We start from the raw sequence: 20,933 nt of genomic DNA on the forward strand, positions 1-20,933 counted from the left end.
TATTCGAACGAATATGCTAGCATTGCACTCCATTATTAGCCCTCTTAACAGGACCATATTCATGAAAGTTATTCGCTGGCTACTCGGCCGTCTTATTTTAACGCTTAATTTCATCTTCTCACCAAAAAGCATGAAACGCCCTGCTGACGAACAAGCAAAGGTTGATAGTGAGATCAATAACATGTCACTGTACCAATTTAAAGCCTGCCCATTTTGTGTAAAAGTACGTCGTAGTATGAAGCGTTTAAACTTAGATATCACCGTACGTGACGCGAAAAACGATGCCACGTTTGGTAATGAACTCGAGCAACAAGGCGGTAAACGTAAAGTACCTTGCCTACGTATCGAAGAAAATGGTCAAGTACAATGGATGTATGAATCAAGTGACATCATTGCGCACTTAGAAAAGAAATTTGCTTAATTTAGCCAGTTTTTAACTAAATAAATGTGCTCCCCCCAATTGCATTAAACCAGTGGTTCGCTGTTTTTTTGCAATTGGTGAAAAACACAATAATAATGTAAACAACAGCTAAACAAGGATTGTGATAGCGATGTTTTATAAATTTCTGATTTCATTAATGCTCTGCGCCATCATTTCACTGTTTTTTATTAGCAAACCTAATGGTCAAAAATTACTGAACTCTACCGTCATACTCCAAGATGTTGTCCGCGCCTTTGAACAAGTAAAAATAGATATTACTGGTCTCGAATTCGGACTGTTTAGCGACACCAATGATAATCCCAAATCAGTGACGCTTTATCGCTGGCAGGATAGCCAAGGTCAATGGCACTTTACCGATAAAGAAAATAGCCCCCTAATAGCAACGAGAACGCTCAAGCCAACGCTATTACTATCACTGCAAACTCATCCATAGCCGTGAAGAAGACAGCACATACAGAGACGGTTGAAACTGATAACAAACAACCGCAAGCACCTGCAACCGAGTCCCTATCGGCACACCCTCTCAGCAATGCATTTAATACCTTAGAAGATGCCAAAAGTATTCAAATATTAATGGACAACCACGGCGAACAACTCGATAACGCTATTAGAAATATCGGCAAATAACCCCTACCTAGCCTCTATTCAACGATTATTACGCCCCAATCAGCATACACACGCCCATATTATTACCACTCAGTAAAAGTAATTTACTATTTCATAGGATTATCAATACCACAGAAATAACTATAATGGCTCCAACAAAACGAGGGGACCTCAGTGTGACCTCCCAACTGACAGTATAAATTAGAGATAAAATACAATGACTGACAAATTTATTAAATCAAAAGCGGCAATTGCTTGGGGCCCTAACCAACCACTTTCTATTGAAGAAGTAGATGTGATGTTACCCCGCGCTGGTGAAGTATTAGTGCGCATTATCGCAACTGGCGTATGCCACACCGACGCATTCACTATGTCAGGAGATGATCCAGAAGGTATCTTCCCAGTGATACTTGGACATGAAGGTGGCGGTGTCGTTGAACAAATTGGTGAAGGTGTAACAAGTGTTGCAGTTGGCGACCATGTTATCCCGCTTTACACACCAGAATGTGGCGAATGTAAGTTCTGTAAATCAGGTAAAACAAACCTTTGTCAAAAGATTCGTGAGACACAAGGTAAAGGCGTAATGCCAGATGGCACGACGCGTTTTTACAAAGACGGTCAACCAATTTTCCATTACATGGGCTGCTCAACGTTTTCTGAATACACAGTATTACCAGAAATTTCATTAGCAAAAGTAAACAAAGAAGCACCATTAGAAGAAGTTTGTCTATTAGGCTGTGGTGTAACGACAGGTATGGGCGCAGTACTGAATACTGCCAAAGTACAAGAAGGCGATACTGTAGCTGTATTTGGTCTGGGTGGTATTGGTCTTTCTGCAATTATTGGCGCACAAATGGCAAAAGCAGGGCGTATCATTGCTATCGACATTAACGAAAGCAAGTTCGAACTGGCCCGTCAATTAGGCGCAACAGATTGCATCAACCCGAAAGACTACGATAAGCCAATTCAAGACGTGATCGTTGAATTAACGGACGGTGGTGTTGACTACTCATTCGAATGTATCGGTAACGTTGACGTCATGCGTTCGGCATTAGAGTGCTGCCATAAAGGTTGGGGTGAATCGATTGTTATCGGCGTAGCCGGTGCGGGTAAAGAGATCTCAACCCGTCCATTTCAACTGGTAACAGGTCGTGTATGGCGCGGTTCTGCATTCGGTGGTGTGAAAGGTCGTTCAGAGTTACCAGAAATTGTAGAGCGCTACATGGCAGGTGACTTCAAGCTAAACGATTTCATTACCCATACGATGGGCTTAGAAGATATTAACGAGTCATTTGAATTGATGCACAAAGGCGAAAGCATCCGCACCGTCATTCACTTTGATAAATAGTATCTTTGATAAAACATAATATCGTTGGTCATCGTACCTTCGACAAGTCATAAATTAACAACTTTATGGCTACGCCTTCATAGCGGATTCGCGGTGTGAAGGCGGCTTTTAATCTTCAAAATTATCTATATTAAATCGTGAGCAGGCATCATTATGGGTTGGTTATTTCTTTTATTAGGCGTATTGGCAGAAGCCACATCACACGTAGCACTGAAAGCGACCAATGGATTTAGCAACTTCTGGCCAAGTGTCATTGTTATCTTTGGACACCTGCTAGCATTTTTATTCTTAGGACAAGCCGTTAAGAATTTACCTGTCGGTATCGTCCATGCTTCATGGGCTGGATTAGCGATAATTTTAGTGACCTATATGTCGAGCTTAGTCTATAAGCAACACCTCGATGCTAAAGTGTGGGTCGGCATGTTATTTATCGCTGTCGGCATTGCTTTAATCAATCTGTCATCGATCCCACACACCCATTAAGCTGTTTTACTAACAGTTTCCAGCACTTTTTTGTGCGTTGTTACTGAGTAAAGCATGAAAGCAGTTTAATTCCCCCTTGTATTTATGCTATCTTGGATCGCTTTTAATGCTCATCAAAGGCTCACCATGGCACGTAAAGGCACTCTATTTATTGTATCTGCTCCAAGTGGCGCAGGAAAATCAAGTCTTATCAAAGCACTTTTAGATGCAAACCCAAGCAGCGATATGAAAGTGTCAGTTTCTCACACGACTCGAGCAATGCGCCCTGGTGAAGTAGACGGAATTCACTACAACTACATCCAAGTATCTGATTTCAAGCAGCAAATAGAAAATGAAGAATTTTTTGAATGGGCGGAAGTATTCGGTAATTACTACGGCACATCACGCGTGATGATTGAAAACACATTGGCACGTGGTATTGATATTTTCCTTGATATCGACTGGCAAGGTGCACGTCAAATCAAAGCACAAATGACTGATGCGCGCGGTATTTTCATCCTGCCACCCAGTCGTGAAGAATTAGAACGTCGTCTGAATAGTCGCGGTCAAGACAGTGATGAGATCATTGCTAATCGCATGGCAGAAGCAAAAGCTGAAATGTCACACTATAATGAATATGATTACCTTATAATTAACGATGATTTTTCGACTGCACTCGAAGATCTGCACGCGATTGTACGTGCCGAACGACTCGGTTCAACGAAGCAAGCAGCAAAAAACAACGTAATAATGAAAGATTTGCTGGTTAATTAGGCAAAAATAAAGTATAGTTTCTCGTCATTTTTTAGACTTAATTCACTGGGAGATCCTGCATGGCACGCGTAACTGTAGAAAATGCTGTACAACAGGTTGGTAATCGTTTCGACCTAATATTAATGGCGGCACGTCGCGCTCGTCAATTACAGATTCATGGTAAAGAACCTCTGGTAGCACCAGAGAATGACAAGCCTACTGTAATAGCCCTTCGTGAAATTGAAGCAGGTCTAATTACTAACGAATTGATGGATGCTGGCGATCGTCAAGAGCAGCAAGAACACGAAGCACAGCAAATTGCAGCAGTAGCCGCAATCGCTGAAGGTCGTGGTTAATACCGAATCGTCTTTTTGGTGATTTTATAAAAAAGGTGCATATTGCACCTTTTTTAATACCTATGATCCAGCCAAAAACGGGTTTATACTTTTTCATATTTCAAATACCAAAATTGCTAATTCTAGATTGAGTTGGCAAAATATAACGAAGATGTAAATTTAAAGGTGCAATTGCTCGCACTTTTTATTATCTTGCTAATAATACCATCTCATTTATATCAACTTTTCAGTAACGAGGCTGTACTTGCATATATTCGCAAATTTAAAAGCAACGACATCAACCTATCTATCGATTGAACAAGTCGAACTCATTGAGCATGCTTATTTAGTCGCGCGGGAAGCCCACCGACCTCAACAAAGAAGTACGGGTGAACCTTATATTATTCACCCCGTTGCCGTTGCTGAAATTCTTGCTGAAATGCGTCTTGATCATAAAACGATTATGGCAGCCCTGCTCCATGATGTGATTGAAGATACGCCAACGACTCAAGAAGATCTTGCGTCATTATTTGGCAGCACAGTTGCTGAATTAGTGGAAGGTGTCTCTAAGCTAGATAAGCTAAAATTCCGCGATCGCAAAGAAGCACAAGCCGAAAATTTCCGCAAAATGTTCATGGCGATGGTGCAAGACATTCGCGTTATCTTAATCAAACTAGCCGATCGCACCCACAACATGCGCACCATAGGCGCATTAAGACCTGACAAACGCCGCCGTATTGCTAGCGAAACATTAGAAATTTTTGCCCCGATTGCTAATCGCCTTGGTATTCATAATATAAAAAATGAATTAGAAGAACTTGGGTTAGAAGCCATGTACCCAATGCGTTACCGGATTCTTGCTGAGTCAGTCAAATCAGCACGGGGTAATCGCAAAGAAGTAATGTCTAATATCAGTCAAGAAATTGAAGGCCGTTTAGCAGAAGCAGGTGTACCAGCGACGATTCATGGCCGCGAAAAACTGATCTTTAGTATCTACAACAAGATGAAGAAGAAACGCGTTCAGTTCCATGAAGTTGTCGACATTTATGCGTTTAGGATCATCGTTGACGACCTGGATACTTGTTATCGCGTGCTTGGTCAAATGCACAGTTTGTACAAACCCAAGATAACCCGCTTTAAAGATTATATTGCCATTCCAAAAACCAATGGTTATCAATCTCTGCATACTTCGTTGGTTGGCCCACACGGCGTACCGCTGGAAATTCAAATCCGTACCAAAGATATGGATCTGATGGCTGACCGTGGTGTTGCTGCGCATTGGTCCTATAAACAAGGCGCAGACAAAATTAATACCACCGCACAATTACGTGCGCAGAAGTGGATGCAAAGCTTACTCGAATTACAGCAAAGTGCCGGTTCGTCGTTTGAATTTATCGAGAGTGTGAAAACCGATCTGTTCCCAGATGAAATTTATGTGTTCACCCCGAAAGGTAAGATCATCGAACTACCACGCGGTGCCACCCCTGTAGACGTGGCTTATTCAATCCATACCGATGTCGGACATACCTGTGTAGGCGCGCGTGTAAACCGTCAGCCACACGCGCTTAGTCAACCGTTGAAAAATGGTCAAACAGTCGAAATTATTACCGCACCAGGTGCACGTCCAAATGCAGCATGGTTAAACTTTATTGTCACTGGTAGAGCGCGTGCGCGTGTCCGTCAGCAATTGAAAAACATGCGCACCGAAGATTCGATCATCCTGGGGCGCCGTCTCTTAAATCATGCCCTCAACGGGGTTAAAATTGATGATATTGCCGTAGACAATTTAACCCAAGTACTGGCTGATACTAAATGCGAAAACCTAGATGCGCTGCTTATCGAGATCGGTTTAGGTAACATGATGAGCATTGTCATTGCCCGTCGTCTACAAGGCCGGGTAGATGAACTTACCGACCTGACACCACGCTCGGAAGAACAAGGCAAAATGCCGATTAAGGGTGCAGAAGGCATGCTGGTTAGTTTTGCTAACTGCTGTCACCCAATTCCAGGTGATGCCATTGTGGCTCATTTAAGCCCGGGTAAAGGTCTGGTGATACATATTGAGACCTGTCGTAATATTCACGGTTATCAAAATGAACCGGATCGTTATATCCCTGTTGAATGGGACGAAAATATCGATCCTAGTCAAGAGTTTAAAACTGAGATCCGTATTCAAGTGGTTAATCACCAAGGTGTATTAGCAAAACTGACCAATACCGTAGCCTCGACTGGCGCCAATATTCATAACATTGTTACCGATGAAAAAGATGCCCGTGTGTATAACGTTGATATTCTCATTACCGCGAAAAACCGCAAACATGTGGCCGATGTGATGAAAAAAATCCGTAAATTACAAGACGTACTAAAAATATCACGCAGTTATAACTAAGCCTGCAACTAGCAATGTAATGCGTGTATAACAAAGTGTTAGTTCAATGATAGCGAAGCCGTTGTGAAAGATGGCTTAGCTATGCAAGCCTCATTCAACCGTCCCAAACCCATCTAAGCCAAATTCCGATACTCGCATTAGCGCGTGATTTGGGTATAATACCTCGCCAATTAAATCTGATAGAGTAAGACCATGACCCCAGAACGTCTCGAACGCATTACTAAAATGCTCCAACACCGCCAACCAGATCTTACTGTGTGTATGGAATCTGTGCATAAACCACATAACCTTGCCGCCGTAGTAAGAACTTGTGATGCTGTGGGTGTCAATAATGTTCACGCGGTATGGTCTATACGTCCAACAAAGGTATCGGGTGGCACTGCAACAGGCAGCCAAAACTGGGTAAAAGTACACTCTCACGATAACATTGCTGCAGCAATCAAAGAATTAAAAGCCCAAGGCATGCAAGTACTTGCAACTAACCTGTCTGACACTGCCGTTGACTTCCGTGACATTGACTATACCAAACCAACGGCGATCTTAATGGGTCAAGAAAAGACCGGTATCAGTGCCGAAGCATTGGCACTTGCCGATCAAGATATCATCATCCCTATGGTTGGCATGGTGCAATCGTTAAACGTATCAGTAGCGACTGCGACTATCTTGTATGAAGCACAGCGTCAACGTGACAATGCTGGCATGTACCAAGGCGAAAGCAAACTACCCGCTGAAGAGCAGCATAAAATCTTCTTTGAAGGCGGCCACCCTGTCTATGCGAAAGCATGCAAGCGTAAAGGTTTAACTTACCCTGAGTTAGATGCAGAAGGCCAAATTGTTGCTGACGAATCGTGGTGGGATGCACTACGTAGTTCAAAATAGGCTAATATAATCCATCCCAAGTGACTTCAAGATGCTATATCATTTTGAAGTAGCTTGGGTATAAGTCTTCTGATAATATATGTTTATATATACAGTAGATTCGTGAGTAATTATGCGATTAGATAAGATCCCGGTTATCGAATTAAAAGGTGTTGGCGCCAAAATGGCCGACAAGTTAGCGAAGCTGAACCTAATGACGGTTCAGGATCTGCTTTTTCACCTGCCAAGTCGCTATCAGGATCGCACCACCATCTATCCTATCCAAGACCTATTACCCGGTCTGCATGGCACTATCGAAGGCGAGATCGTCAGCTGCGATGTCACCTTTGGTAAACGCAAGATCATGTCTTGTAAAGTCAACGACGGCACCGGCATCATCACGTTATTATTTTTCCATTTTAATGCCGGACAAAAAAACAGTTTCACCGTGGGTAAAACCATCACCGCATTTGGCGAATTCCGCCGTGGCCGCTTTGGTTATGAAATTGTCCATCCTGAATATAAACTCGCACATGCAACCAGCTCAGAGATGAGTGCAGAAACGCTGACACCAATATATCCTTCCACAGAAGGCTTAAAGCAATTAACCTTGCGTAATCTGACCGACCAAGCACTGCAGCACCTCAGCCAAACCACATTACAAGAATTGCTACCGAAAGGACTGTATACAGGGCAAATCGAGTTGAATCATGCGATCAAATTATTGCACCGACCAACACCCGATGTGTCGCTTGAGCTGTTAGAACAAGGTCAGCATCCCGCGCAACAACGCCTGATTATCGAAGAACTGCTGGCGCAAAATATCAGTATGCTGCAATTGCGTAAGAAAATGCAGCAGCATCCCGCCATCAAATTGCCAGCGAGCAAAACCATTACCAATAAATTTTTAGCACAATTGCCTTTTACGCCAACCAATGCGCAACAACGTGTGGTCGGTGAGATCCAGCAGGACCTCCAGAAAGGCTACCCTATGATGCGATTAATCCAAGGTGACGTAGGATCAGGAAAAACTCTTGTCGCAGCGCTAGCGGCACTACAGGCCATCGGTAATGGCTATCAAGTGGCATTGATGGCACCCACTGAAATATTAGCCGAGCAACATGCGCTTAATTTCAAAGGCTGGTTCAATCAACTGGGCATCAAAGTCGGTTGGTTATCCGGTAAACAAAAAGGCAAAGCCCGAGAAGCAGAGCTCGCATCGATTGCCAGTGGCGAAACACAGATGATAGTCGGCACCCATGCCATTTTCCAAGCAGCAGTGAAATTCTTCAATTTAACCTTAGTGATTATTGATGAGCAACATCGCTTTGGTGTCGAGCAACGCCTTGCCCTACGTGAAAAGGGGGCGGTCAATGGTTTATACCCGCACCAGTTATTTATGACGGCAACCCCGATCCCGCGCACTTTAGCCATGACCGCTTATGCAGACTTAAATACCTCGGTTATTGATGAACTACCACCGGGACGAACGCCGATCACCACAGTCGTCATGCCCGATACCAAACGCAGTAAAATCATTGAACGCGTCGAATTAGCGGTTAAAAATGAAGGTCGTCAAGTCTATTGGGTATGTACCCTGATTGAAGAGTCGGACGTATTAGAAGCGCAAGCGGCTGAAGATACCGCCAATGATTTACAAAAACAGTTACCCGATTTACGGATTGGCTTAGTGCACGGCCGGATGAAATCCATTGAAAAACAATACGTCATGGACGCGTTTAAAACCAAACAATTGGATTTACTGGTCGCCACCACCGTGATTGAAGTTGGGGTGGATGTACCGAATGCCAGTTTGATGATCATCGAAAATCCAGAACGTTTAGGTCTGGCACAATTACATCAACTGCGCGGTCGTGTGGGCCGTGGTAAAGTCGCCAGTCACTGTGTACTGCTTTATCATGCACCACTGTCCGATACCGGTAGCAAGCGTTTATCGGTATTACGGGAAACCACAGACGGGTTCAAAATTGCACAACGAGACCTCGAGATCCGTGGCCCTGGCGAAATGCTCGGGAGTAAGCAAACCGGGATTGCAGATCTAAAAGTGGCGGACTTAGTCCGTGACCAACACTTGATCCCATTGGTACAAAATATTGCTCGCCACTTACTGCAACAACACCCTGAGAATGCCCATGCAATCACCCAACGTTGGATGGCAGACAAGGACATTTATTCCAACGCCTGACGCGGTTTTTGATAACGAAGTAGGCTCAGCGCGAGGTTACGCACCGATAGGCATCACCACAAAGGTCGCGCTAAAAACCGCGGCCAATTTCGGGCCACTATAAACATCAACGTCAATATCAAGTTTGGCGTTACGCCCTTCGATTAATTCCCGCAAACTGCCCTTCATTCGGTATTTATGTGCGACCGCAAACGGCTCCAAATTAATCGGGCGTTTATAATGAATATTACCTTTCGACAGCACTATATTCCCTAGTAACCCCTGTTCTTTTAACATTAACCAGACTAATCCCCAGCCTGTTAGCGTCGCTTGGCTATAAATACTGCCTGCAAACATGGTATCGTGAACGTTCACATTGGCGTTTAATGGGGCTGCAGTTTCAAATCGCCAGCCGCTATATTGCCGAATGTTAATACCCATGTGTTGGCTAATCGGGATCTTAGTTGCCCACTCTTGTTGCAGCTCAGCACACCATTCTGGATGGCGTAAGATCTTATCCATGGCGTTCACTTCTTTAATCATCTGACGATGGCGAACACCCTCACTGATTTGACCACTACCAACCAAAGAAAAGCCACATTTTTCATAAAATGGCACCGCTTCAACACGCGCATTCATGACAATTCGTTCGCTACCCGCTTTGTACGCTTCATCTTCCAATGCCGAGATCAGCAAACTACCCAAACCTTGCTTACGGTGCTTGGGATCAACGGCCATATAGTGAATTTGTGATTCGTCGGCACCAGCAGTATAGATCCGGCCACACGCGATTGGCCTGCCGCTATTATCCAAGATCATACGATGTTCACTGTGTTCATCATAAATGTCTTTCTCGGTGCCACGCGGACGCTGTAGTGGCGCTCTTAACAGCGACCAGCGTAAATGATAATAATCTTCTAACTCTTGTTCCGTTTCAGGTACATGCACGTGAAACATAGTCTCTCCTTGTCTATTACTATCACTCATGGCTTAGGATCTACACTTGCAGCCAAAAAGTAACGGGTCCATCATTGACTAACGACACTTGCATATCTGCAGCAAAGCGTCCTGTTTCTGTCGTTATCTGTTTCTGCCGGCATTGACCAACAAAATACTCATATAAATGGTTGGCATCAGCAGGTGCGGCAGCCGTCGAAAAGCTTGGACGGGTACCTGAATTGGTATCTGCTGCGAGGGTAAATTGCGATACCACCAACAGCTCACCGTTAACTTGCTGCACATTTAAATTCATTTTATCATCGCTATCACTAAACACACGATAAGCTAATAACTTCTCACTCAAACGTTTCGCTTTCGCTTCGGTATCGCCTTTTTCAATACCTAATAACACCAATAAACCTTGGCCTATATTACCGATAACTTCATCTTCAACGCTTACATCTGCTTTGCGCACACGCTGGATCAATGCGATCATGCCTTGCCTCAATAATCATTATTAAATTTAATGTTATTGATAATACCGAAACTGCTTAAATTAATCACTGACAAACTCAAAGGTAATAATCTCAGCCATGAGCTCTGTCGCTTTTCGTAACGCATCGATCATGCCGGGCTCACAGTCAAAGTGCCCAGCATAAGGCACGATAAACAGCTGAGCTAACGGTAAACGCTGACATAATTCATAAGCAGGCCCGAGTGGATTAGAGATATCAAAACGGCCGTGCACCATAATCATCGGCACTTGCGCTAATGAATCTAAGCGCTGAAAAATATAGTTATCAGCAATAAAACAGTTCTGAGAAAAATAATGGCATTGTAATGTCGACATGCTTAATGCCACATCGGCATCAATCAAGTCGACCTTGCTGCGAAACTCCGGATGCGGATTACCAATCTGCGCCTGCCATTCCACCCAAGCTTTTGCCGCTGTCATTTTTTCAATGTCATTATCACTGGCCAATAACTGACTATAAGAGGATAGTAGTGCCGCATAATCATTGCCATTGGCACGACGGATAAAACGGTCAAAATGATCGGGGAATAACTGCGCCGCACCACCGGATGCTGAAAATTGCCAAGTGAGGTCCTGATGACGCGCGAAGAATAAACTGTGTAATATTAGCCCTTGTACCTTATCGCGATGGAGCAAGTTATACAGTAACGCTAACGTCGCACCCCAACCTTCACCAAACAAAACACAGCGCTGAATGTCGAGCAAGCTTAAGATAGTGCTAATATCCTGCAATAAATGTTGGGTGGTATTATCTTCAATACTCGCATACGGTTTTGAGCGCCCACAGCCACGCTGGTCAAACAAAATTATGCGATATAGCTTAGGGTCGAATAAGCGCCTATCATCGGCCATAATCCCTTTACCGGGACCATCATGCAGGAATAATAACGGTATACCGTCTGGGTTACCGACTTCTTCAATATAAAGACAATAACGATTAGCTACAGGTAAATAATGTTCAGCATAATGCTGAATGGCGGGGTACAGTCCAATCATAGCAATATCAACCTCCTTTCCCACAGCACGGACACCAGAAGCTGATAGTTGAACCTAACGTGAACGCGAGGTAATTTGTAACGCGTTTGCGTACTTAAATTACCTTGCTTAGTCAGAACGGTCATCCATAGATAGGTGTACTTGTTGCTGAACTTGTGACTATTTTTATCATTCCAACTGTGCCTTTTTGTGTTTTAACTGGTCATTAAACTCTGTTAATGACGCCGTAATTTCAGCCCCTAACAACACAATTAACCAGCACAGATAAATCCAAACCAATAAGATAGGTATAGTTGCTAATGCACCATAAATCACTTCATAAGACGGAAATTGTACTAAATACCAAGTAAAGGCACGTTTAATACTTTCAAACAAAAAGGCACTAAAACACGCACCTATAAATGCATAACGCAACGGTACTCGGCGGTGTGGGATCACCACATACATAACAAACAAACCCAGTGTACCTAACAAGGCTGGCACCAGTTTTAATAAGCTCACAGAGCCCGTCACTTCGGTCACATCAGTAACAAATGACAGTGATAATAAATAGGAAGACACACCTAAACTAATGGCAATAAACAGTGGGCCAAAGGTTAGAATCAGCCAATACACGGCGAAAGATAAAAAGAAACTACGTTCTATTTTACAACGCCAAATATGATTAATGTGCTTATCTATGGTGTTAATAAGTAACAAGGCCACAATGAATAATGCCCCCGAACCGATTGAGGTCATCTTGCCAGTATTGGCGACAAAATCCTGTAAGTACTCTTGAATAGTACCTGTCGCATGCGGTACAAGATTGGTATACAAAAACGATTCAACGCTCTGTTGCCAGGTTTCAAAAATAGGAAACGCAGACATGACAGAAAACAACACGGTAATTAACGGCACCAGAGAAAGTAGTGTTGTATAGGCCAGAGAGCTGGCGTTAACCGTTAACCTATCATCACTTATGCGTTTACCAAGATAGCGCAGAAAGGCAAAACAAGTGAGTAGGAACGACCAGATATTGATTTTTGTTTTGGCGAGTAATAGCAATGATTGTTGATTCGGAAACTTAACCACAGGTTCCCTCCTTGGTTATTTTAGGGTAAAAAAAAGGTGATACCTAAGTATCACCTTTTTTTGAAATAGCGCCAAGATTATTAATTCATAACCTTGTTAACTATTATTATTTAGCTGGACGGCTAGCACGTTTACGATCGTTTTCTGAAAGAAGTTTCTTACGGATACGAATGCTTAACGGTGTTACTTCTACTAATTCATCAATATCGATGAATTCAAGCGCTTGCTCAAGAGTCAAAACGATTGCTGGTGAAAGCGTTTGTGCTTCATCAGTACCAGAAGAACGTACGTTAGTAAGCTGTTTACCACGAATACAGTTAACTGTTAAATCGTTAGAACGGTTATGAATACCAACAATTTGACCTTCATATACTTCTGTAGCGTGACCTAAGAACAGGCGACCACGATCTTGTAAGAAGAATAGAGAGTAAGTAACAGCTTTACCAGTTTGATTACAAACTAATACACCATTTTGACGTTGACCAATTGTACCGCCTTTATGGGGGCCGTAGTGATCGAAGCTATGGTATAGAAGACCAGAACCAGATGTCATTGTTAGGAATTCAGTTTGGAAACCGATTAAACCACGGCTTGGGATCATAAAGTCTAAACGAATACGACCTTTACCATCTGGAATCATGTTAGTTAGTTCCGCTTTACGGATACCTAACTGTTCCATTACAGAACCTTGATGTTGATCTTCACAATCAATCGTCAATGTTTCCATTGGCTCATGTAGCTTACCGTCAACCATACGTTCGATAACTTCAGGACGAGATACTGCTAGCTCGAAACCTTCACGACGCATAGTTTCAATTAAGATACCTAGGTGAAGTTCACCACGACCAGATACTTTGAATTTATCTGGATCAGCAGTTTCTTCTACTTTAAGTGCAACGTTGTGTACTAACTCTTTGTTCAGACGGTCAAGGATGTTACGTGATGTAACAAATTTACCTTCTTTACCACAGAATGGTGAGTTGTTTACTTGGAACGTCATTGTTACAGTTGGTTCATCAACTGATAACGGTGGTAGCGCTTCAACATTATTCTGTGCACAGATAGTGTCAGAAATTTTAAGTTCGCCTAAGCCAGTTACTGCAATGATATCGCCCGCTTCTGCAAGTTCAACATCATGACGTTCAAGACCTAAGTAACCTAATACTTGGCCAACTTTACCTTTACGCTGTTTACCGTCAGAACCAATAATAGTAACTTGTTGATTTACTTTAACAGAACCACGCGTTACACGGCCAACACCGATCACGCCAACATATGCGTTGTGATCAAGTTGCGAGATTTGCATTTGGAAATCACCGTCACGATCGCCTTCAGGTGGAGCAACATGGTCAACAATAGCTTGGAACAAAGGTTCCATGTTTTCAGTTGGTTCATCTGACTCACCGTTAGCCCAGCCATTTAGTGCTGAAGCGTAAACAACTTTAAAGTCTAACTGTTCATCAGTTGCGCCTAGGTTGTCGAATAAATCAAAGATTTGATCCATAACCCAATCAGGGCGAGCACCAGGCTTATCGATTTTGTTGATAACAACAATTGGCTTAAGACCGTGTGCAAATGCTTTTTGTGTTACGAAACGCGTTTGTGGCATAGGGCCATCAACTGCATCAACGATCAAACAAACACTGTCTACCATAGACATAATACGCTCAACTTCACCACCGAAATCGGCGTGTCCTGGAGTATCTACGATGTTGATACGGTAATCTTTCCACATAATTGCTGTGTTTTTAGCAAGAATAGTAATACCACGTTCTTTTTCAAGATCATTAGAATCCATTACACGTTCTTCATTACCACCACGTGTTTGTAAAGTACCTGACTGTTCTAATAACTTGTCAACTAAAGTGGTTTTACCATGGTCAACGTGAGCGATAATCGCAATGTTGCGTAGTTTCTCTAGCACTGTGATGCCTCTGTATATTTTATATGGGTAAAAATTAGGCGGTATTGTAACCGCCTCGCTGTGATCTACCTAGCAAAATTTTGGCACAGAGTAAAATGATTGCAATTTATTTTATTTAAAATTGTGCACGAAACAGCACATGGCTTTTCGCAAACAGCAAAAAATGCATCTAAACCTTACCAGATGGTAAATACTGAGGCTTATATTGCCTGTCTTTTATCAATAATATTTGAATACGATTTTACTGGTAATCACTGAAAATAAACCATAATATCGATCTTGGTAATAGCAAACGTATGAGTTTAATGGCTGCAACAACCACCGCACCAAAAAGGTGCAAGAAACGCACAGCATTCGTGCAGTGACGGATTTATGCAACCAACAACAAGTACATTAAAACTTTTAAATCAACAACTTAAATAGTTGGCACATATATGGCATTATCTAGTTCATGATTGTTTACAGTCAACAACTTTAAATGAAGCCATCATATTGATGACACCGGAGGTTATTTTATTATGTCAGCAGAAAGCGTATTAGCTCTAATTAAAGAACAAGACGTTAAATTTGTAGATTTACGTTTTACAGATACGAAAGGTAAAGAGCAGCACGTTTCTCTACCACATCATCAAGTAAATGCCGGCTTCTTTGAAGAAGGCAAAATGTTTGATGGTTCATCAATTGAAGGTTGGAAAGGCATCAACGAATCTGACATGATTTTAATGCCAGATCCGGCAACAGCCGTACTTGACCCGTTCACAGAAGCAACAACTCTGAATCTACGTTGTGATGTACTAGAGCCTGCAACAATGCAAGGTTATAGCCGTGACCCTCGTTCAGTAGCAAAACGTGCACTTGCATATTTACGCTCAACTGGTATCGCTGATGATGTATTCTTCGGTCCGGAACCAGAATTTTTCCTATTTGATGATGTTAAGTATAAAACTGACATGTCCGGTAGTATGTACAAGATTGACGCTGAAGAAGCTTCTTGGAACTCTGATAAAGAGTACGAAGGCGGCAACATGGGTCACCGTCCAGGCGTTAAAGGGGGTTACTTCCCAGTATCACCAGTTGACTCTGCACAAGACATCCGTAGCGCAATGTGCCTAATAATGGAAGAAATGGGCTTAACAGTTGAAGCACATCACCATGAAGTAGCAACAGCTGGTCAAAACGAGATCGCAGCACTATACAACTCAATCGTTGAAAAAGCGGATGAAGTTCAAATTACCAAATACGTGATCCATAATGTGGCACACGCTTACGGCAAAACAGCAACATTTATGCCTAAGCCATTGGTAGGTGATAACGGTTCTGGTATGCATTGTCACCAATCACTACAGAAAAATGGCGAAAACATTTTTTCTGGTGATCTGTATGGCGGTCTATCTGAAACTGCACTTTATTACATTGGTGGTATCATCAAGCACGCAAAAGCAATTAACGCATTTGCTAACCCAACAACTAACTCGTACAAACGTTTAGTTCCTGGTTTTGAAGCACCAGTAATGCTGGCTTACTCTGCACGTAATCGTTCAGCATCAATTCGTATCCCAATCGTACCATCGCCAAAAGCGACACGTATTGAAGTACGTTTCCCAGATCCAGCAGCCAACCCATATTTAGCATTCTCTGCAATGTTAATGGCGGGTATTGACGGTATTAAAAACCGCATCCACCCTGGTGATGCAATGGATAAAGATTTATACAATCTACCAGCAGAAGAAGCAGCAGAAATTCCACAGGTTGCCTCTTCACTAGAAGAAGCACTATCAGCACTCGATACTGACCGTGAATTCTTAACGGTTGGCGATGTAATGGCAGACGATACTATCGATGCTTACATTGCAATAAAAGAACAAGAAGTTGAAAGACTGAACATGACGACTCATCCAATTGAGTTTGAAATGTACTATAGCGTATAATTTTAATAAATAAATACAAAAAAACCCGCTAATAAGCGGGTTTTTTATTTGTTAATTTTATATAACTGGGTGAAAATAACTATATAAATCAAGTAATCAAAAGACAGGATGTCGTAATGAAACACATGATGCTATTAATATTATTATTATCAAGCTACCCGAGTGTATCAGCTATTTATCAATGGACTGATGAACAAGGTATTACCCATTTTTCTGATGATGAAAGTAAACCTGAATCTGCCACAGAAATTGATGTGAAGCTCACACCGCCATCTATAGCATCACTGATTCAGTCAAGAACACCAGAAGCAAGTGCTGCAAATGCAAGTAATACTGACATGCCTTTAATACCGATTGGCGTTAGTATTAACAGTCCTATCGATCAGCAAACCATACGCAGTAATAGCGGTGAGATAACAGTATCAGCCACACTCAGTGCCACACTAACCTACGGTTTAAATATTCGCTTATTAATTGATGGCGTGATCCATAGCGAACAAATAGACAACCAATTTAAGGTCAGTCAGGTACCCATGGGTACACATACATTACAGCTACAAATAATTAATAATTTAGGCAAGGTAATTGCATCATCAGAGTTAATTACTGTTTATTTGCATCGTTTTAAGGCCAACTAACTCATTACTGCTTTAATTTTATCACGCTGTACAGTAATATTTCAGAGTTAGCACCAAACTAGTGCAATCTGTAGCGGGATATTGATCCTAATAAGGAAATGTCATGATAATGATCCCAGAACCCCAACAATCATTACTGAATAACTTAATTTCGTCGGTATTCGTGCTTAATCATGATCTGTATATTAAATATCTTAATCCAGCCGCTGAGCAGCTACTCGGCTCCAGTGCCAGCCGGGTACTCGATATCAAGATAACCGACATTATCGAACACACAAGCTTAGACCTTTCATTACTGGCAAGTACGATAAAAACCGGGCAAGGATTTACTGACAATGAAGTATCATTAGTGATTGATGATCGCCAGTTGTTAGTCGAAATATCAGCAACCTTGACGATTTTTGATTCCGAGACCTGTATTTTGATTGAAGCAAGGCAAATTGATTTACAAAAAAAAATCAGTCAAGAGCTTTATCAACACGTCCAACAACAAGCTGCACAAGAGCTCGTTCGTGGTTTAGCGCATGAAATTAAAAATCCATTGGGTGGCCTGCGTGGCGCAGCCCAATTACTTGAAAAAGAGTTACCAACCGCTGAATTAAAAGAATTCACTGGTATTATCATCGAACAAGCCGATCGATTACGGGCCCTTGTTGACCGTTTATTAGGGCCACAAAAGCCCGGTAAACAAACTATTTTAAATATTCATTCCGTGATTGAAAAAGTAAAACAATTAGTCGAGTTTGATTTACCAACTGGCATTATTATCGAGCGAGATTACGATCCATCCATCCCTGATTTTGAGATGGAGCCGGACTTATTACAACAAGCACTACTGAATATCATTAGCAATGCCATTCAAATACTGAAAGGTCATGGCTCGATAAAAATCATTACTCGAACAGCACATCAAGTGAATATTCAGGGACAGAAATATCGCTTATGTGTTGAAATAAAAATCATCGATAACGGGCCAGGTATTCCTGAACATATTAAAGATACCCTGTTCTACCCGATGGTCACTGCACGTGAAGGTGGCACCGGACTCGGCCTTTCTATTGCTCAAAACCTGATTAAACAACATAAAGGTAAAATTGAGTGCCATAGTTGGCCTGGTCATACCGAATTTGCCATTTATCTGCCACTAAGAAAATAAAGGATTAGACTATGACAACATCTACAATTTGGATTGTCGACGACGATAGTTCAATCCGCTGGGTTCTCGACAAAGCATTAAAATCACAACAGTTTGAAACGTCTGCATTCAGTGATGCGCATGCCTTATTAAACAAACTCGAATTCGAACAACCAGATATTATTATTTCTGATATTCGCATGCCCAAAATGAGCGGACTAGAGTTAATGGCTAAAGTGCACGCCACTCATCCTGACCTGCCGATCATCATCATGACTGCGCACTCCGATCTAGATAGCGCGGTAAGCGCTTATCAGGCCGGCGCATTTGAATACCTGCCAAAACCATTTGATATTGATGAAGCTGTATCTTTAGCCACCCGCGCGGTAACCCATGCCAAAGAACAAACTAAAAATCGCCGTAAAAATAATAAAGTAGAACCAGTGCCTGAAATTATTGGCGAAGCACCGGCCATGCAAGAAGTGTTTCGCGCTATTGGTCGATTATCGCGTTCTTCTATCAGTGTGTTAATTAATGGTGAATCTGGCACGGGGAAAGAGCTTGTCGCACAAGCGTTACACAAACACAGCCCACGCGTAAACAACGAATTCATTGCTTTAAACATGGCTGCTATCCCCAAAGACTTAATTGAATCAGAACTATTTGGCCATGAAAAAGGCGCATTTACCGGTGCCGCAGGTGTGCGTAATGGCCGTTTTGAGCAAGCCAATGGTGGTACGCTATTTTTAGATGAGATCGGTGATATGCCGATTGATATTCAAACCCGACTGTTGCGGGTATTGTCGGATGGTCAATTTTACCGTGTCGGTGGTCATTCGCCAGTGAGTGTCGATGTACGTATCATTGCCGCCACGCACCAAAATTTAGAACAGAAAGTGGCGGATGGTAGTTTTCGTGAAGATTTATTTCATCGTTTGAATGTCATTCGTATCCATATTCCGTCACTTAATGAACGTCGTGAAGATATTCCTAAATTGGCCAATCACTTTTTGATCAGTGCGGGTAAAGAACTCGGTGTCGAAACCAAAATACTCAGTAAAGAAGCTGAAACTTACTTAGCCAATCACCACTGGTCCGGTAACGTCCGCCAACTCGAAAATATTTGTCGCTGGTTAACCGTGATGGCCAGCGGCCAAGAAGTGTTTATTGCTGACTTACCACATGAAATTACCGATGAAAAACCGACTAAACTCAACAGTCCTGGCAGTGCTCTACATGGCGATTGGCGCAGCCAATTGAAAACCTGGACAGCACAACAACTCGCCTCAGGACACAGCGACATTCTTGCGGAGGCAATGCCAGATTTTGAGCGTATCATGTTACAGACGGCATTGGAGTATACTCAGGGTCATAAGCAAGATGCTGCTAAACTGCTAGGCTGGGGCAGAAATACCCTCACCCGTAAGTTAAAAGAACTCGATATCAATTAATTATATCGTTAATAGATAGCGTTAATTAACCCCGTCATTATCACTCGACGTGACAGCATGCACTGATGATGACGGGGTTAAGCGAAATCAATCAATCATCATTCTTATCGCAGTTAATTGACTGTAATCAACTGCTAGTCTGATGCAGTCGATGAATCATGGCACTCAATAATATAATCATGCAATATCAACTCAAGTTCATTGTTAATATCAAAATTTAGTGCCAGTCCTTTGCCATTATTATGTTCATTTTCAATCCGTACCACTCTCGCTTCAACCAAATGAAAACCACGCTGCGGGATCTTTAAATAAAAACGCAGATTATCGCCATCCTTTAAATTAAAGTCGATAGACGAGAATTGTTGCGCACTGCACAACATAAACAAACCCGACGTTGAAATATTCATCACCGCGCCAAGTAATGTTTCACCTTGTCGGTCAAATATTTTTACCCCTCGCGGATCAGCTAACCGCCAGTAACGTCCTTCACTACCGTTATGATCAATAATATCCGGTGGTCCTAACTCTTTTAGCTCACCATGAAAACCATCACTCACCAGATATAACGGAAAACGAAACTCTTCCTTTTGATTCGATGTCACCAGTACAATATCGTCAGAGTCAGTCAATCGGCTCAGCATCTGCTTAGATATATGCGATATAAACACATCGTGATGCTCATCATCATCCTGACTATCAATCACTTCCTGTAATAAACTGAGTTCATCTTGGGTTAATACATCGCTAATTTTTTTTGGCATGACATAACCTTTTATGCTTTTGCATACAAATATCCTTATCCGTCATACAAAATTCACCAATGATTGGTACTAAATTTACACTTAATTATACTAACCTTAGTAAACCAGAACTAATTTAACCTTGCAAATATAAAAACCGTAAGATTGAAGTTAAGACATAAAATCGAGCGTTAACAA

General features: G+C 42.2%; 20 protein-coding genes. 14 read left to right on the top strand and 6 right to left on the bottom strand.

Going from position 1 to position 20,933, the window contains the following annotated elements; translation table 11 throughout:
• Nucleotides 1–61 precede the first annotated feature (61 nt).
• The 10 genes from HRT96_RS13325 to recG all read left to right on the top strand — a co-directional run bounded on the left by HRT96_RS13325 (nucleotide 62) and on the right by recG (nucleotide 9,399).
• Complete coding sequence (locus tag HRT96_RS13325; RefSeq protein WP_293157469.1) at nucleotides 62–421, top strand: glutathione S-transferase N-terminal domain-containing protein; 360 nt, start codon at nucleotides 62–64, stop codon at nucleotides 419–421.
• A 130-nt stretch (nucleotides 422–551) separates the two neighbouring features.
• Entirely contained in the window at nucleotides 552–875 is a 324-nt protein-coding gene (locus HRT96_RS13330) for a hypothetical protein (RefSeq protein ID WP_293157472.1), read from the top strand.
• Nucleotides 876–877: 2 nt separating this feature from the next.
• Nucleotides 878–1,069, top strand: a complete 192-nt coding sequence (locus HRT96_RS13335) for a hypothetical protein (RefSeq protein WP_293157474.1) — start codon at nucleotides 878–880, stop codon at nucleotides 1,067–1,069.
• Nucleotides 1,070–1,265: 196 nt separating this feature from the next.
• Entirely contained in the window at nucleotides 1,266–2,396 is a 1,131-nt protein-coding gene (locus HRT96_RS13340; RefSeq protein WP_293157477.1) for an S-(hydroxymethyl)glutathione dehydrogenase/class III alcohol dehydrogenase, read from the top strand.
• A gap of 153 nt (nucleotides 2,397–2,549) precedes the next feature.
• Entirely contained in the window at nucleotides 2,550–2,879 is a 330-nt protein-coding gene (locus tag HRT96_RS13345; protein WP_293157480.1) for a multidrug efflux SMR transporter, read from the top strand.
• A gap of 126 nt (nucleotides 2,880–3,005) precedes the next feature.
• Nucleotides 3,006–3,632 (top strand): guanylate kinase, encoded by a 627-nt coding sequence (gene gmk / locus HRT96_RS13350; protein ID WP_293157483.1) that lies wholly within the window; start codon nucleotides 3,006–3,008, stop codon nucleotides 3,630–3,632.
• 59 nt (nucleotides 3,633–3,691) lie between these two features.
• Nucleotides 3,692–3,967, top strand: a complete 276-nt coding sequence (rpoZ, locus tag HRT96_RS13355) for a DNA-directed RNA polymerase subunit omega (RefSeq protein ID WP_006030914.1) — start codon at nucleotides 3,692–3,694, stop codon at nucleotides 3,965–3,967.
• Nucleotides 3,968–4,211: 244 nt separating this feature from the next.
• Entirely contained in the window at nucleotides 4,212–6,335 is a 2,124-nt protein-coding gene (gene spoT / locus HRT96_RS13360; protein ID WP_293157486.1) for a bifunctional GTP diphosphokinase/guanosine-3',5'-bis pyrophosphate 3'-pyrophosphohydrolase, read from the top strand.
• A 192-nt stretch (nucleotides 6,336–6,527) separates the two neighbouring features.
• Nucleotides 6,528–7,214: a tRNA (guanosine(18)-2'-O)-methyltransferase TrmH gene (gene trmH / locus HRT96_RS13365; RefSeq protein ID WP_293157489.1), complete on the top strand. Its 687-nt coding sequence runs from the start codon at nucleotides 6,528–6,530 to the stop codon at nucleotides 7,212–7,214.
• Nucleotides 7,215–7,326: 112 nt separating this feature from the next.
• Entirely contained in the window at nucleotides 7,327–9,399 is a 2,073-nt protein-coding gene (gene recG / locus HRT96_RS13370) for an ATP-dependent DNA helicase RecG (protein WP_293157492.1), read from the top strand.
• 36 nt (nucleotides 9,400–9,435) lie between these two features.
• On the opposite strand, the gene HRT96_RS13375 is transcribed toward recG, so the two are convergent.
• From HRT96_RS13375 to typA, 5 genes are all read right to left on the bottom strand, one after another.
• Nucleotides 9,436–10,335, bottom strand: a complete 900-nt coding sequence (locus HRT96_RS13375) for a bifunctional GNAT family N-acetyltransferase/hotdog fold thioesterase (RefSeq protein ID WP_293157495.1) — start codon at nucleotides 10,333–10,335, stop codon at nucleotides 9,436–9,438.
• A gap of 40 nt (nucleotides 10,336–10,375) precedes the next feature.
• Nucleotides 10,376–10,813: a D-aminoacyl-tRNA deacylase gene (gene dtd, locus HRT96_RS13380; protein ID WP_293131868.1), complete on the bottom strand. Its 438-nt coding sequence runs from the start codon at nucleotides 10,811–10,813 to the stop codon at nucleotides 10,376–10,378.
• Between the two features lie 60 nt (nucleotides 10,814–10,873).
• Nucleotides 10,874–11,848, bottom strand: a complete 975-nt coding sequence (pip, locus tag HRT96_RS13385) for a prolyl aminopeptidase (RefSeq protein ID WP_293157498.1) — start codon at nucleotides 11,846–11,848, stop codon at nucleotides 10,874–10,876.
• 168 nt (nucleotides 11,849–12,016) lie between these two features.
• Entirely contained in the window at nucleotides 12,017–12,919 is a 903-nt protein-coding gene (locus HRT96_RS13390; RefSeq protein ID WP_293157501.1) for a virulence factor BrkB family protein, read from the bottom strand.
• A 106-nt stretch (nucleotides 12,920–13,025) separates the two neighbouring features.
• Nucleotides 13,026–14,843, bottom strand: a complete 1,818-nt coding sequence (gene typA, locus HRT96_RS13395; protein WP_293157504.1) for a translational GTPase TypA — start codon at nucleotides 14,841–14,843, stop codon at nucleotides 13,026–13,028.
• A 518-nt stretch (nucleotides 14,844–15,361) separates the two neighbouring features.
• Between typA and glnA the strand changes: the two genes are divergently transcribed.
• From glnA to glnG, 4 genes are all read left to right on the top strand, one after another.
• Complete coding sequence (glnA, locus tag HRT96_RS13400; RefSeq protein WP_293157507.1) at nucleotides 15,362–16,771, top strand: glutamate--ammonia ligase; 1,410 nt, start codon at nucleotides 15,362–15,364, stop codon at nucleotides 16,769–16,771.
• Between the two features lie 116 nt (nucleotides 16,772–16,887).
• A complete protein-coding gene (locus HRT96_RS13405) occupies nucleotides 16,888–17,409 on the top strand; it encodes a DUF4124 domain-containing protein (RefSeq protein ID WP_293157510.1) in 522 nt (173 codons plus the stop codon).
• A 103-nt stretch (nucleotides 17,410–17,512) separates the two neighbouring features.
• Nucleotides 17,513–18,565, top strand: a complete 1,053-nt coding sequence (glnL, locus tag HRT96_RS13410) for a nitrogen regulation protein NR(II) (RefSeq protein ID WP_293157513.1) — start codon at nucleotides 17,513–17,515, stop codon at nucleotides 18,563–18,565.
• 11 nt (nucleotides 18,566–18,576) lie between these two features.
• Complete coding sequence (gene glnG / locus HRT96_RS13415) at nucleotides 18,577–19,995, top strand: nitrogen regulation protein NR(I) (RefSeq protein WP_293157516.1); 1,419 nt, start codon at nucleotides 18,577–18,579, stop codon at nucleotides 19,993–19,995.
• A gap of 134 nt (nucleotides 19,996–20,129) precedes the next feature.
• Here the strand turns inward: glnG and HRT96_RS13420 are convergent, their stop codons facing one another.
• Complete coding sequence (locus tag HRT96_RS13420) at nucleotides 20,130–20,756, bottom strand: PilZ domain-containing protein (RefSeq protein WP_293157519.1); 627 nt, start codon at nucleotides 20,754–20,756, stop codon at nucleotides 20,130–20,132.
• Between the last annotated feature and the right edge of the window lie 177 nt (nucleotides 20,757–20,933).

The organism is Moritella sp., assembly GCF_013215705.1.
Lineage (GTDB): Bacteria > Pseudomonadota > Gammaproteobacteria > Enterobacterales > Moritellaceae > Moritella.